Raw genomic sequence first — 14,187 nt, 5'->3', positions numbered from 1 at the left:
GGTGGTCAATGCCTCCAATGCGTCGATCACCGGTTCCGAAGAGCAAAGCATGCGCACCAACAGCGTGGCCGCAGCGATCAACGAACTGGGTGCCGCCACCCAGGAAATCGCCCGCAACGCCGCCGATGCCTCGCAGCATGCCAGCGGTGCCAGCGAACAGGCCCACGGTGGCCGTGAAGTGGTCGAAGAAGCGATCAGCGCCATGACCGCCCTGTCGCAGCGCATCAGCGAGTCCTGCGCGCAAATCGAAACGCTCAACGCCAGCACTGACGAAATCGGCAAGATCCTCGACGTGATCAAGGGCATCTCGCAGCAGACCAACCTGCTGGCGCTGAACGCCGCCATCGAAGCGGCCCGTGCCGGTGAGGCCGGCCGTGGCTTTGCCGTGGTGGCCGACGAGGTACGCAACCTGGCGCACCGCACCCAGGAATCGGCGGAAGAAATCCACCGCATGATCACCAGCCTGCAGGTAGGCTCGCGCGAAGCGGTGCACACCATGAACACCAGCCAGGTTTCCAGCGAGCAGACCGTGCAGGTGGCCAACCAGGCCGGCGAGCGCCTGGCCAGCGTGACCCAGCGCATTGGCGAGATCGATGGCATGAACCAATCGGTGGCTACCGCTACCGAAGAGCAGACCGCCGTGGTCGAGAGCCTCAACCTGGACATCACCCAGATCAACGCCCTGAACCAGCAAGGGGTGGAGAACCTCAACGAGACCCTGCGCCATTGCGACCAACTGGCCCAGCAGGCCGGGCGCCTGAAGCAGCTGGTAGGCAGCTTCAGGATCTGATGACCCAGGGGGGCGCTCTGCGCCCCAATCGCGACGCAAGGCCGCTCCCACAGGTGCCATGCGATCCTTGTGGGAGCGGCCTTGTGTCGCGATCGGGCTGCGCAGCAGCCCCCTACGCCACCGCCGCTTTAACCACTTTGCTCCGCCGGACCCAGGCCAGCAGCACCGCAGCCATCAGCACGAAGCCCAGGTAGCCGAACAGCGGGTACACCTCACCCACCAGGCTGATGAACCCCACCAGGCTGCAGCCGAAAGCCACCACCCCGGTCACCACCGAGCCCCAGCGAAACTTCGCCGTACCCGCCGGCATGAGCCGCGAGAGAAACGAGAACAACGTACCCACCGCGGTGTTGACGATCATGCCGAAGATGATCAGGCACATCACCAGCCCCAGCAGTGGCGATACTTCGTTGGCGATCGACAGCATCGGCATCGGCAGGTCAACCACGCTGTCCAGGCGCGACAACAGCCCGGCACTCATCACCAGCATCAGCCCGCCCAGTGCCGCACCACCGAGCAGCCCACCCCATACCGCGGTTCTCTCGCCTTTGGCCGAGCCGCCCAGGATGGCCAGGATCGGCGCGCCGGCAACGATGTTGTACGACACGTACAGGAACGCCCCCAGCAGCCAGTGACGGGTGCCCGCCTGTTGCTGGCTGGCCAGCTGGTCGAGCTGGGCGAAGCTCTGCTCCCGGCTGAACACGGCGTACAACGCAATCGCCGAGGCCACCAGGATCAGCAACGGCGTGATAGCACCAATGGCGAGGATCACCTTGCGCACATCCAGGCACACGATGCCCACCACCACCAGCGTCACCAGCACGCTGCCGGCCAGCGCCGGGATGCCGAACTGCTGCTCCAGCAAGGCACCACCACCGGCCAACATGACCACGGTGACGGCAAACATGAAAAAGGTGATCAGCCAGTCGACGAACAGGCCCAGGTGACGGCCGCAGATGGCCTGGATCACATCCTTGTGCGAAGTGGCCTGCTGGCGATTGCCCAGCCCCGCCAGGGCCATGCCGAGGAAGGTGAACAAGGCTGCGCTGACCAGCGCACCGACCAGCCCCCACACACCGAAATCGACAAAGAACAACAACAGTTCCCGCCCCGAAGCGAACCCCGCCCCCACGATCACGCCGACAAACGCGCCGGCAATCTTCAGCTGCTCTTGCATGTGAACCTCTGGATTTATTGTTGTTGTCTCACTGCCACCACATACCCCGTGTAGGAGCGGCCTTGTGTCGCGATAGGGCCGCATGGCGGCCCCGGCGATTCTTGCTGCGAAGCTGAGATCCTGGGGCCGCTTCGCGCCCCATCGCGACACAAGGCCGCTCCTACAAGAGCGCTCAGGCGTCGCCGACAAACGCCTGCACTTCGATCTCCACATCCACCCCCAGCGCCAATGCCGAGGCCACGGTCGAGCGCACCGGCAGCGCTGCGCCGAAGAACTCCTTGTACACCTCGTTGAAACCGGCGAAGTGGCTCATGTCCGACAGCCACACCGTGGCCTTGACCACCTGGTCGAAACGCGCGCCGCAGGCCGCCAGGCTTTCGCCGATGCGCTCGCAGGCGGCGCGGGTCTGGGTCTGGATGTCACCGCGCACCACTTCGCCGCCGGCACTCATCGGCACCTGGCCGGACAGGAACAGGAAGCCGCCGGCTTTCACCGCACGGGAGAACGGGAACGGCAGGCTGCTGGGGAAACGCTGGATATCATTGCTCATGGGATGCTCCTTTCAGGATTGCTGGAAACGGGCCGGGGACAGGCGCTCGGGCGCCACCCCCTGGCTGACAAGGCCAGGACACAGGGGCTGGCCCAGCAGCAGGTCGGCAGCCAGGCGCGAGGCGCCCGCAGCCGACTGGATGCCATAGCCACCTTGTGCCGCCAGCCAGAAGAACGCTGGCGCGTGCACATCGAAACCGATCACCAGGTCGCCGTCGGCGACGAACGAGCGCAGCCCGGCCCAGGTGTGGCTCGGCCGGCGGATCGCCAGGGTGGTCATGGCCTCGATGTTGTAGATGCCCAAAGCCACGTCGAGCTCCTCGGGCGCGGCGTCCTGGGGTTCGACCGGGTCGGCATTGGCCGGCGAACCCAGCAGCTGGCCGGCGTCGGGCTTGAAGTAGAAGCTTTCGTCTACGCCGATTACCGCCGGCCAGCGGGCGAAGTCCTGGTCTGCCGGGCCGGGGAAGGTAAAGGCACTGCGCCGGCAGGGTTGCAGGCCGATACGCGCCACGCCGCACTGCTCGGCCACACGGTCGGCCCAGGCGCCAGCGGCATTGACCAGCTGGCGCGCCTGCACGCGGCTGCCATCGCCCAGCTGCACCTGCCACAGGTCATCCAGGTACCAGGCCTGGACAAGCTCGGCGTTGCAGCGCAGTTCGCCGCCAGCGGCGCGATAGCCACGCAAGAAGCCCTGGTGCAGGGCATGTACGTCCAGGTCCATGGCCCCCGCCTCGAGCACCGCGCCGGCGAGGTTCTCGCCACGCAGGCTCGGCACCAGGGCCAGGGCGGCGTCGCGGTCGAGCAGGCTGACCTCGGTGCCGTTGGCCAGGTTCTGCGCATGGGTCTGCTCGAGCAGCGTGCGCTGTTCCAGGCTGGCGACGTACAGGCAGCCACGCGGTTCCAGCAGCGGGTGCTCGCAGAAACCCTGTGGTGGTGCTTCGTAGAAGGCCCGGCTGGCGCGGGTCAACGCCTGGATCTGTGGGGTGCCGTAGGCCTCCATGAACATGGCTGCCGAACGCCCGGTGGAATGGTAGCCAGGCTGTGCCTCGCGCTCGAGCAGCAGCACCTTCTGCTGGCCGGCCAGGCGATAGCCCAGAGATGCACCGGCAATGCCGGCGCCGATGATCAGGGTGTCGTAGATCGGGGTCATGCACGCTCCTGCCAGGCTAATTATCATTTATGAGAATTCTAATATATGAGAATTTACGAATACGCAAGGGTCCAAGGTAAGATGCCCGACCAACGCCGCATGCCGAGACCCCGAATGCCCGCTGCCCTACCCCTGCTGGACCGTGCCGTAGTCGGCCAGCGCCTGCGCCAGGTGCGCAAGGCGCGCCAGATGACCCTCAAGCAATTGTCCGAAGCCAGCGGCGTACCGCTGTCCACCTTGTCGAAGATGGAGCTGGCGCAGGTCTCGGTCAGCTACGAAAAACTGGCCGCCGCCGCCCGAGCACTGAATGTCGACATTGCCCAGCTGTTGCGCGCCAGCGGCACGGTCATGGCACCGGCACCGGTGACCGTGGTGGTCGATTCACTGCCGGCGGCGGCGGGCTACTCGACCGGCACCTATGACTACCACCCGATCGCCGGCGACTTCCCCGAACGGCGCATGACACCCGCCTATGCCCGCATCATTGCCCGTGAACGCGGCCAGTTCGACGATTTTATCCGGCACCCCGGGCAAGAGTTCGCATTGGTGCTGAGCGGGCGCGTTCGTATCGAGTTCGAAACCGGCGAAGCGGTGAGCATCGGGCCGCAGGAGACGGCGTATTTCGACAGCCAGGTGGGGCATATCTACCTGTCGGAAAGTGACGATGGCGCAGATGCACATGTGATGGTGGTGATGACTGATCGCTGACTGTGTTGAACGATGCGCCTTTTTGTAGGAGCGGCCTTGTGTCGCGACAGGGCTGCGCAGCAGCCCCGGGATATCAGCAGCACAACACATATTGTCGGGGCCGCCTTGCGGCCCTTTCGCGACACAAGGCCGCTCCTACAAAGATCGCGTACGTCGCCGTCTCGGTTATAACCTAATAACGAACAAGTCTATTTGGCTATAAAAAAATCTATATGCTGGGCTGCATCCGATAACGGGCAAAGTTGGGCAGTCGAGTAGCGTATGGATGTAGGTTCTTTCGGTTTCACCATTGCGGGCCTGGTCGTGGGTTTCATCGTCGGAATGACCGGCGTCGGTGGCGGCTCGCTGATGACCCCGATCCTGTTGTGGTTTGGCATCAGCCCGGCAACAGCCGTCGGCACCGACCTGCTCTACGCCGCCATCACCAAGGCCAGTGGCGTCTGGGTGCATGCGCGCAACAAGAACGTCGACTGGAAGATCACCGGCCTGCTCAGCCTGGGCAGCGTGCCCGCGGCGGCGCTGACCCTTTGGTTCCTCAGCACCCTGCACACCGACACCTCGGCGCTCAACGCCGTCATCAAGCAAGGCCTGGCGGTGGTGCTGATCCTGACCGCGCTGGCCATCCTGTTCAAATCGCGCCTGCAGGCCTTCGCCAGCCGCCATGCCGGTGACCACTACCACCTCAGCGACCGCAGCCTGAACACCCTTACCGTGCTCACCGGCGTGGTGCTGGGGGTGATGGTCACCCTCACTTCCATCGGTGCTGGCGCACTGGGTACCGTGGCGCTGTTCCTGCTGTACCCGTTCCTGGTCACCCGCCGCCTGGTCGGTACCGAAATCGCCCACGCCGTGCCACTTACCCTGGTGGCGGGCCTGGGCCATGCCGGCATGGGCAACATGGACTGGTCGCTGCTGGGCTACCTGCTGCTGGGCTCGCTGCCAGGCATCTACCTGGGCAGCCACCTCACCGGGCGGATTTCCGACCGCGTGCTGCGTCCGTGCCTGGCGGCGATGCTGCTGCTGATCGGCTACAAGCTGGCGTTCTGACCCTCAGCCCAGGCGCAGGCGCCACTGCCCGGTAAAGCTCAGCTCCAGGCGCGACAGCGGCAACACGTCGACCCGCTGACTGGCGCTCATCGGGCAGCCAAGTACGTGCACCAGCGCGGCGCGCATGACCATCGGGTGGGTAACCGCCACCCATTCACCCGGCCTGTCGAAGGCCCCCAACCAGGCGGCGATGCGCTGGCAAAGCACGGCGAACGACTCGCCGCCGTGCACATCACTGGCCGGGGCCTGCAGCCATTCGGCCATCGCCTGCGGTTGCTCGGCCTGCAATTGCTTCAGCGTCAGCCCTTGCCAACGCCCCAGGTCGCAATCGGCCAAGGCCGGCTCGACCTGCACCGGCCCCGAAAACCACGCCGCCGTCTCACAGGCTCGCCGCTCTGGTGCAGTCAGCACCGGCACACCGGAAAGGTCGGCGAAAGGCTGCTGGCCCAACGGCAGGATGCCGTCGTCGGCACGGTGCAGGCGCCCGGTCTTCTGGGCCTGGGTAAGGGCGTGGCAGATCAGGGTCAGGCGGACGGCTTTCACCGGGTTTCTCTCGCAGCGGGTCGGGGCGCAAGGTTTAACATGCCTTGGCACTTTTTACCGCAACAACCTGGCACCGGCTGCGCCGACGATGGGGCCTGGTCAGATCATCAGCAGCATCAGTCCCCAAACCGGCACCGCTGCCACCAACCCCACCGCCAGCCGCGGCCAGTATGGCAGCAGCAATACCAGCACCATCCCCGCCAGCGACATCACGGCAAACCAGGCCACCGGCCCCATGGCCCAGCCCCAGGCCTGGGCACACAGCACCAGACTGGCCAGCAACGCCAGCCAGCCGGCCGCGCGCAAGCCGACACGCAGCACCGGCGGGCAGGTGCGGTTCCATACCTGCTTGTAATGCCGCTCCAGCCCCTGGCACAGCCCCAGCATGCCAGCGTAGGCGAACAACACGCTGCCCATGATCCACATCATCATGCCCCGGCCTCCATCCGCCGCCCTGCCCTGGCCTTCTGCGGCACCCACTGCGCCTGCCATACGCGCCAGGCCAGCAGCCCGAGCAATACACCCAACACCAAGGCACAGGCCACCACCCCCAGGCGCATGGCGTCGCCCAAGCCACCCAACGCACCCAGGCCAATGCACAGCAACGCGGTCAGCAGCAGTTGCTCGACCCAGGCCCGGCGTACCGGCCTGATACCGGCATGCAACAGCGCCAGCAGCCATACACCAAAGAACGCACGAACCTCCCAGCTCTCCCGCTGCGCCAGTTCCACCGGCAGAACACGGCTGGCCCACAGCAACCCCACGCACGCCAACAACAGGCCACTGACGAAGCCCACGTTGCACACCTCCGCCACCCGGTACCAACGCCGCACCGAAGCCTCGGCGCTGGCGTACTTGCGCCCACGCTTCACGCAGAACAGCACCAGCCCGCTGGCGATCATCAGGCAACTGACCAGCCCGCAGACGAAATACAACCAGCGCATCGGATAGCCGCCAAACTGGGCGAAATGCAGGCCTGCCATGACCCGCTGGGTCAATGGTGCCGCGCGCCATTCGGCGACGTCGCCGAGCAACTGCCCGCTGACACCATCGAAGACCATGGCCTGACCCTTGGCCAAGGCAATGCGGTTGCCCAGCCCGGGGCGTATTTCGATACGCGCCGCCGCCGTGTTGGGGTTGCGGATATTCAGGCCACCAATCGGCCCCAGGCGCGCCTCGGCCTGGGCCAGCAATGGCGCGACATCGACCAGCGCGGCCGGTTGCCTGGCCAGGCCACGAGGCTGCTCCAGGCGGGCATTGCCCTGGGCCTGGAAGTAGGCACGGTTGTCGCCGGCGAACAGCGCATCGACTCCGGCCGGGATGTAGATGAGCATGAAGATCACCAGGCCGGTGTAGGTGATCATCAGGTGGAACGGCAGCAACAGCACCGCGCTGGCGTTGTGGAAATCCAGCCACGAGCGCTGGCCCTTGTTCGGCCGGAAGGTGAAGAACTCCTTGAAGATCTTCTTGTGGATGACGATACCGGTGACCAGCGCCGCGAGCATCACCAGGGCCAGCGCGCCGACCACGAAGATGCCCCAGTTGCGTGGCAGGTCGAGGGTGAAATGGAAGCGGAAGAAGAAGTTGCCACCAACACTGTCCCGCACCTCGATGGCCTCGCCAGTGCGCGGGTCGAGCAGTACGGTGGGACCATGGCGACGCTCGCCGGTGGACACGCGCAACCCGGGCGAGCGCTCGCTCGGCAGGCTGATGCCCCAGTTGCCAGCCTGCGGCTCGTGGGCCTGCAGGTAGGCAATGGCGCGCCGCGCGGCGTCGGCCTGGGGTACCTCGGTGGCCGGGATTTCCGGTTGCATCCAGTGGTCGAGTTCCTTGTCGAATACCGCCAGGGTGCCGGTGACGAAGATGGCGAACAGCAGCCAGCCGAAAATCAGCCCGGCCCAGGTGTGCAGCCAGGCCATCGATTGGGTGAAGGTGTTCTTCATGCCAGCCACTCCAGTGCCTGCGGCCAGAAGCCGATCAGGGCAAGCGGTACGGCCACAGCCAGCGGGGCCCAGGCACGCAGGGCATCGCTGCAGGCGAAGGCCCAGAGGATGGCGGCGGTGTAGAAGATGAAGGCCGGCAGGGTCGCGACGATGACCGCATCGGCGGCAGCCAGCGGCAGGATGCGGGCCAGGCAGGCACTGGCTGCGTAGCTGAGGGCATAGCCGCCGAGCAGTGCGGCACAGCTGCGGGAGAGGATCTGCAGCCAGGCGGGGGCTTTGATCATCGGGGGCTCCTTGGCGTTGATCGGTGGCATCCGGGGCTGCTTTGCAGACCATTCGCCGGCAAGCCAGCTCCCATAGGGATTGCACAGGGTTCGAATACTGTGTGGTACCAGTGGAAGCAACTGTCTTGCTCAAATTCCCAACGTTGGCGCGATCCCTGTGGGAGCTGGCTTGCCGGCGAATGGGCCGCGCAGCGGCCCCTTGGATCAGAAGTTGATGTTCAGCGCAGCGAACACCGCCCTGCCCGGCTGGTTATAGGTATTGGCGCCCGAAGTACTGGCGTTGCCGCCACGCAGGATCTGCTTGTCGAACACGTTGTTCACCCCCACCCGCACGTCGTAGTTGGCGTTGAACTTGTAACCAGCGCTCACGTCCACCAGGCCGTAGGCTTCCACGTCCTGTTGCGCGGTCTTGTCGTAGCCTTGCTGGGTGCGTTCGTTGAAGGTCGGCGACTTCTGCTTGCCGAAGTAGGTACCCGCCACCTGGAACGACAGCTTCTCGGTGGCGCGCCAGTCGAGGGTGGTGTTGACGGTGTATTCCGGGATCACCGACAGCGGCTCGCCGGTCTCGCGGTTGTCGTTGTCGAGCATCCAGGTCAGGTTGGTGTTCCAGTCCAGGGCCGGGGTAAGCTCGATGAACAGGTTGCCTTCGATACCTTCCACCCGCGCCTTGCCGGCGTTGTCCCACTGGGTCACGCGGCTGCCGGTGCCGATGGTGTACAGCACATCGGTATCACCGACGATCTTGTTCTTGTAGTCGTTGCGAAAGTACGTGGCACTGGTGCGCCAGGTACCACGGTCGTACATCAGGCCGATTTCCTTGTTGACGCTGATCTCGGGCTTGAGGTCGGCGTTGCCCTGCAGGTAACAGCCACCATTGTTGGTCTGCTGCACGCTGCAACCGTTGCCGCGGCTGTACAGCAAGTAATTGGGATTGGACTGGTACAGGTTCGGGGTCTTGTAGGCGCGCGCGATACCGCCTTTGACCGACAGTGCTTCGGTTAGCTTGTGCGACAGGTTCAGGCTGGGGCTGAAGTTGTCGCCGAAGGTTTCGTGGTGGTCGAAACGCAGGCCCGGGGTAATGGTGGTGTCGCCGACAATGATGTTGTCCTCGACGAACAGCGCATAGCTGCGGGCGGTCATCTTCGAGCTGCTGCGGTCGAAACCGACCAACCCGCCGTTACCGGTAGGGTCCGAGCTTTGCGGGCGCAGCGAGCCCTGGTCATTGAGCGCTTCGTACAGGTACTCGCCGCCCAGGGTCAGCACATGTTCGGTGCTGCCCATGGCGAATGGCAGGTTCACTTCGCTGCTCAGGCGCGTGTTGCGCAGGCGCGACATGGCGGCGCCTTCGGCATTGGGGGCACCTTCGGTGCGGCCTGCCAGGCCCTCGCTGAGGCGCCAGTTGCGCACGTACTCGTAGGCCAGCACGGTCTTGCTGGTACCCCAGGTGAAATCGCCCAGGTGGGTCAGGTCGTAGGTACTGCGCTGCATCACATTGGTTTCGTGGCCGTACAGGCTGGACACGAACTCGACGTCACCACCGCCGTTGCTGTTCATGGTGTCGCCGGCAAAGATATTGCCCTGGCGGCTGTAGCCGGCACTGGCCTCGAGGCGGTGCTCGTCGTTCAGCTTCCAGCTCAGCAGGCCATTGATGTCCTTGTTGCGTACGCCTTCGCGGCCGGCCACCAGCGCACTGGTGGCATGCCCGGCATTGATGTCCAGGTCGTCGGCATCGGTCTTGGCCAGGCCGCCGTACAAGCGGAAGCCGAGGTTGTCGGTCAGGCCGCCGCCCAGGTTGAAGTTGGCCCGGCGGCTGGCGCCCTCGGCGCTGTCTTCCGGCAGCTGGGTGTACAGGCTGACGCTGCCCTTGAGTTCGTCGGTGGGCCGCTTGGTGATGATGTTGACCACCCCGCCCATGGCGCCGGAACCGTAACGTGCGGCCGCCGGGCCACGCAGGATCTCGATGCGCTCGACCGCTTCTGCCGGTACCCAGTTGGTTTCGCCGCGGGTATCGCGGTCGCCGTTCCAGCCATAGCGCACGGCGTTGCGTGCGCTGGATGGCTTGCCGTCGATGAGGATCAGGGTATTTTCCGGGCCCATGCCGCGCAGGTCGATCTGCCGGTTGTTGCCACGCGCGCCGCTGGCGCTGTTGCCGGTCAGGTTGACCCCGGGCTCGCGACGGATGATGTCGGACAGGTCATTGGCCGGCGGATGGCGCTTGATGTCTTCGGCGGTGATGATCGACGTACCCAGGGCCTGGCGTGCCTCGCGCTCGGCGGTGACCAGGGTGTCCTGAATCACCAGCGCGCTGTCGGCAACCGGCATCTCCAGCACCTCACCCGTGCGCTGTTCTTCGGCCTGGGCCACGGTGGCCACCATGGCCGGTGACGCCAGCGCGACGAACGCCAGGGCCAGGCTGTTGGGTGAAGTCTTGCACTGCATGGGTACATCTCCTGCGATTCATGAGCGAAACGGCACATCCCTGTCGGAAACCGGGAGCCCTCGCCCACCGGCCTCGCAAACACAGTTTGGTGGCCAACAGGGATGGTAAATATAGAGATTCGCAAATGAGTTTAAATCTTATTTACGAAGTTTACATGTTTGTAACGGAACTTTGCTGACACGACAGCGTTGCCGGCGCAGCCCGGCTATTCGCGCTGTTGCTTGCATACACCTGTCCGATTTGCATCCTGCGTGACGGCTCCTACAGTTTCGAACGTAGCCCTCTCTGCCGAGCCTCCTGATGCGCAGCCACGAAGAAAGCCACGCCACCAGGTCCCTGTCAAAGATCCCTCGCAGTGTCTGGGCGCTGGGCTTCGTGTCGATGTTCATGGACATTTCCTCGGAAATGATTCACGCACTGCTGCCGCTGTACATGGTCACCGTGCTCGGCACCTCGGTAGTGGCGGTGGGCTTTATCGAAGGCATCGCCGAGGCGACCGCCTCGATCACCAAGGTGTTTTCCGGTGCCCTCAGCGACCGGCTGGGCAAGCGCAAGCTGCTCACGGTGCTGGGCTATGGCCTGGGTGCGTTGACCAAGCCGGTGTTCCCCATGGCCTCCGGGCTGGAGTGGTTGACCGCAGCACGCTTCGTCGACCGGGTAGGCAAAGGCATTCGTGGGGCGCCGCGCGATGCGCTGGTGGCCGACGTCACGCCCGCAGAACTGCGTGGTGCAGCCTTTGGCCTGCGCCAGGCGCTGGATACCGTGGGCGCCTTCCTTGGGCCGTTGCTGGCGATCGTGCTGATGTGGCTGACCGCGAGCCATTTCCAGACGGTGTTCTGGGTGGCGGTGCTCCCGGCGTTCGTGGCGGTGTACATCCTCATCGCCTTCGTGCGCGAACCTGAAACGCCGGCCACCACCCGGCCGGTGCGCTCACCGCTGGCCCTGCACGAGCTGGCCCGCCTGGGCCCGGCCTACTGGCGGCTGATCGGCCTGGCCACGCTGTTCACCCTCGCCCGCTTCAGCGAGGCGTTTCTGCTGCTGCGCGCCCAGGACATGGGCCTGGCGCCGCTGTGGGCGCCGGCAGTGCTGGTGCTCATGGCCCTGGCCTACTCGCTGTCGGCCTACCCCGCGGGGGTGCTGTCGGACCGCGTAGGCCGCCGCGGCGTGCTGATGACCGGGCTGGGGCTGCTGGTCGCCGCCGACCTGCTGCTGGCCCTGCTGCCGGGCTGGACCGGGCTGGCCATGGGGGTGGCTGCCTGGGGCCTGCACCTGGGCTTCAGCCAAGGCATCTTTGCCGCCATGATCGCCGACAGCGCCCCCGCCGAACTGCGCGGTACAGCCTTCGGCCTGTTCAACCTGCTGACCGGCGTGGCGCTGCTGGTGGCCAGCGTGGTGGCCGGGCTGCTGTGGGACGGGGTCGGCTTCAAGGCGACATTCCTGCTTGGCGCAGCGTGTGCCGGCAGCACCCTGGTCGGGGTCGCATTGCTCAGGTCAGGCCCGATCACCGGCAAGCCGCACTAGGCCAGCGCTGGCTGCTGTTCCAGTAGCGACCAGCCGCCATGCCCATCCACCTCCAGCCGATGGGTATGGAAACCTGCCAGCGTGCTGCGGTGCCCGACACTGACCAGTAACGCCCCCGGCATTTCCGTGCGCAACAGTGAATACAGGGCATGCTCGAGCCCTTCGTCCATGGCCGAAGTGGACTCGTCGAGAAACACCACTTGCGGCCGGTTGAACAGCACCCGGGCAAATGCCAGGCGCTGCTGCTCACCGACCGAGAGAATGTGTGACCAGTCACAGCTGACGTCCAGTCGCTCGGCCAGGTGGGCCAGGTTGACCTGGCGCAAGGCCTGCTGCATCCGCGTTTCATCCTCAGGCCTGCTGGCCGCCGGGTAGGCAATGACGGCGCGCAGATCGCCCAGCGGCAGGTACGGCCGCTGCGACAGGAACAGCGCCTGGTGGCCCAGCGGGCGCCTGACCTCACCCTCGGCATACGGCCAGAGGCCTGCCAGCGCTCGCAGCAGCGTGGTTTTGCCACTGCCTGACGGCCCCTTGATCAACAGTGCCTGGCCGGCGTGCAGGTCAAGGTTCAGGTCGGCGATAAGGGCATGCCCGTCCGGGCGCAGCACCTGCAGGCGGCTGATCGCCAAGGCATGCTCCTGGTCCTCGGTGATGACGCGCGGCAAAGCGCTCGCCTGCTCGTTGGCATCGAGGAAGCCGGTCAGACGGTCGAGGGTAGCCCGGTACTGGGCAAACGCATCATACGACTCGCGGAAGAATGACAACGAATCCTGCACCTGGCCAAAGGCCTGGGAGGTCTGCATGACGTCGCCCAGCTTGATCGCCCCGCTGAAGAAGCGCGGTGCCTGCAGAATGAACGGGAACACCACTGCTACCTGGCTCACCCCCAGGTTGAAACCACTGAATTTCAGGTTCCGGAACACCAGCGCCCAGGCATTCACGATCAAGGCACCAAAGCGGCCCAGCAAGGTGCCCCGCTCGACCTGCGCGCCCTGGTAGAAAGCGATGTTCTCGGCGTTCTCGCGCAGGCGCATCAACGCGTAACGGAAGTTGGCGGTGAGCTTTTCGTTGAGGAAGTTCAGGCGGATCAGCGGCCGCCCGAGGCGGAAGGCGATCCAGGTGGCGATGATGACGTACAGGTACACGGCAAATACCATCGCTCGGGGAATCTCCACACCAGCGACGGCCAGCGGCGCCGACAGCCCCCAGAGGATGCCGGTGAACGCCACCAACGAAACCAGCGCGCTGACCGCGCCCAGGGCGAGGGTCACCGAGTTGCTGACAAAGGCGTTGACGTCCAGTTCGATACGCTGGTCAGGGTTGTCCACCGGCTCGGCCAGGAACTGGCCACGGTAGTAGGCATCGCCGTGCATCCAGTCGTGGGTCAGGCGCTCGGTCAGCCAGACCCGCCACTGGATGCTGAACGCCTGGCTTACATAGAAGGTGAACAGCGAACGCAGCACATGGATGGTGGCCAATACCGCGAAGACGCCGAGCAGGTACCAGAAGGCGGCTTGGTCAAGGCCTTGCAATGCGCTGTAGAAACCGTTGTACCAGAACGAGAACAGCACGTTCAGGCGCACCGAGAATAGCGTCAATACCAGCAGCAGGGCGAACACCAGTAACGGCCGCCAACTGCGCCTGAAACTGAAATAGGGCCCGGCAAGCTGCCAGAACTGGCTGCCCCAGCGCGTACAACGTACAGCCAGTGTGGCGGCTGCTGTGAAGCAGATAAGGGTGATGAACGAGGCGATTGCCAGCCAACTCAGGCTCTCTTGCAGGGCCTGGTGCCAGTTCATTTCCATGATAGGTATCCGTGCTGAGTATTTCCGCGAGCGTAGCATTGACCTGTGATTCGTCAGGCATAAATGACGCACATTTCATGATTGCTTTTCGGAGCTACGCGGGGCCCTTTGGGAGCAAATGTCTTGCTCAAGTTCTAAAAGTTGTTGTGATCCCCTGTGGGAGCGGCCTTGTGTCGCGAAAGGGCTGCAAAGCAGCCCCAGCAATTTCAACTGTTGCGCATCAATCCTGG

General features: G+C 64.8%; 13 protein-coding genes. 4 read left to right on the top strand and 9 right to left on the bottom strand.

All coding sequences use genetic code 11. The features are described from left to right. Positions 1 to 49 precede the first annotated feature (49 nt). Complete coding sequence (locus ACGLHT_RS17980; protein WP_370290711.1) at positions 50 to 790, top strand: methyl-accepting chemotaxis protein; 741 nt, start codon at positions 50 to 52, stop codon at positions 788 to 790. A 112-nt stretch (positions 791 to 902) separates the two neighbouring features. On the opposite strand, the gene ACGLHT_RS17975 is transcribed toward ACGLHT_RS17980, so the two are convergent. From ACGLHT_RS17975 to ACGLHT_RS17965, 3 genes are all read right to left on the bottom strand, one after another. Further along, positions 903 to 1,967, bottom strand: coding sequence for a hypothetical protein (locus ACGLHT_RS17975; protein ID WP_274078725.1), 1,065 nt, complete (start codon positions 1,965 to 1,967; stop codon positions 903 to 905). 172 nt (positions 1,968 to 2,139) lie between these two features. Beyond that, positions 2,140 to 2,517, bottom strand: a complete 378-nt coding sequence (locus tag ACGLHT_RS17970) for a RidA family protein (protein WP_025338401.1) — start codon at positions 2,515 to 2,517, stop codon at positions 2,140 to 2,142. A 12-nt stretch (positions 2,518 to 2,529) separates the two neighbouring features. Then, the gene (locus ACGLHT_RS17965) at positions 2,530 to 3,666 is read right to left on the bottom strand and encodes an FAD-binding oxidoreductase (RefSeq protein WP_025338400.1); all 1,137 of its coding nucleotides are present in this window, start codon (positions 3,664 to 3,666) and stop codon (positions 2,530 to 2,532) included. Positions 3,667 to 3,780: 114 nt separating this feature from the next. Between ACGLHT_RS17965 and ACGLHT_RS17960 the strand changes: the two genes are divergently transcribed. Together ACGLHT_RS17960 and ACGLHT_RS17955 are read left to right on the top strand one after the other, a co-directional pair. Further along, positions 3,781 to 4,374 (top strand): helix-turn-helix domain-containing protein, encoded by a 594-nt coding sequence (locus ACGLHT_RS17960; protein WP_137163449.1) that lies wholly within the window; start codon positions 3,781 to 3,783, stop codon positions 4,372 to 4,374. Between the two features lie 261 nt (positions 4,375 to 4,635). Next, positions 4,636 to 5,421: a sulfite exporter TauE/SafE family protein gene (locus ACGLHT_RS17955; protein WP_013971855.1), complete on the top strand. Its 786-nt coding sequence runs from the start codon at positions 4,636 to 4,638 to the stop codon at positions 5,419 to 5,421. A gap of 3 nt (positions 5,422 to 5,424) precedes the next feature. On the opposite strand, the gene ACGLHT_RS17950 is transcribed toward ACGLHT_RS17955, so the two are convergent. From ACGLHT_RS17950 to ACGLHT_RS17930, 5 genes are all read right to left on the bottom strand, one after another. Continuing rightward, positions 5,425 to 5,964 (bottom strand): histidine phosphatase family protein, encoded by a 540-nt coding sequence (locus ACGLHT_RS17950; protein WP_274078724.1) that lies wholly within the window; start codon positions 5,962 to 5,964, stop codon positions 5,425 to 5,427. A 99-nt stretch (positions 5,965 to 6,063) separates the two neighbouring features. Then, positions 6,064 to 6,396: a DUF3325 domain-containing protein gene (locus ACGLHT_RS17945; protein ID WP_084785125.1), complete on the bottom strand. Its 333-nt coding sequence runs from the start codon at positions 6,394 to 6,396 to the stop codon at positions 6,064 to 6,066. After that, entirely contained in the window at positions 6,393 to 7,907 is a 1,515-nt protein-coding gene (locus tag ACGLHT_RS17940; RefSeq protein WP_274120475.1) for a PepSY domain-containing protein, read from the bottom strand. The genes ACGLHT_RS17945 and ACGLHT_RS17940 overlap by 4 nt, the downstream gene beginning before the upstream one ends. After that, positions 7,904 to 8,191, bottom strand: coding sequence for an iron transporter (locus tag ACGLHT_RS17935; protein ID WP_075044517.1), 288 nt, complete (start codon positions 8,189 to 8,191; stop codon positions 7,904 to 7,906). The genes ACGLHT_RS17940 and ACGLHT_RS17935 overlap by 4 nt, the downstream gene beginning before the upstream one ends. 204 nt (positions 8,192 to 8,395) lie before the next feature. Further along, entirely contained in the window at positions 8,396 to 10,630 is a 2,235-nt protein-coding gene (locus tag ACGLHT_RS17930) for a TonB-dependent siderophore receptor (RefSeq protein ID WP_137163446.1), read from the bottom strand. Positions 10,631 to 10,931: 301 nt separating this feature from the next. Here ACGLHT_RS17930 and ACGLHT_RS17925 point away from each other — a divergent pair, with 301 nt between their 5' ends. Further along, positions 10,932 to 12,152 carry an MFS transporter gene (locus ACGLHT_RS17925; protein ID WP_274120474.1) on the top strand — a complete coding sequence of 407 codons (1,221 nt, stop codon included), beginning with the start codon at positions 10,932 to 10,934 and terminating at the stop codon, positions 12,150 to 12,152. Here the strand turns inward: ACGLHT_RS17925 and ACGLHT_RS17920 are convergent. Then, positions 12,149 to 13,957 (bottom strand): ABC transporter ATP-binding protein/permease, encoded by a 1,809-nt coding sequence (locus ACGLHT_RS17920; protein WP_137163444.1) that lies wholly within the window; start codon positions 13,955 to 13,957, stop codon positions 12,149 to 12,151. The two genes, ACGLHT_RS17925 and ACGLHT_RS17920, sit on opposite strands and share 4 nt — an antisense overlap. Between the last annotated feature and the right edge of the window lie 230 nt (positions 13,958 to 14,187).

Source organism: Pseudomonas sp. PsB, from assembly GCF_043658375.1.
Taxonomy (GTDB): Bacteria; Pseudomonadota; Gammaproteobacteria; order Pseudomonadales; family Pseudomonadaceae; genus Aquipseudomonas; species Aquipseudomonas putida_Z.
The sequence above is the reverse complement of the archived record's forward strand: the minus strand, read 5'-3'. Positions and strand labels throughout refer to the sequence as shown.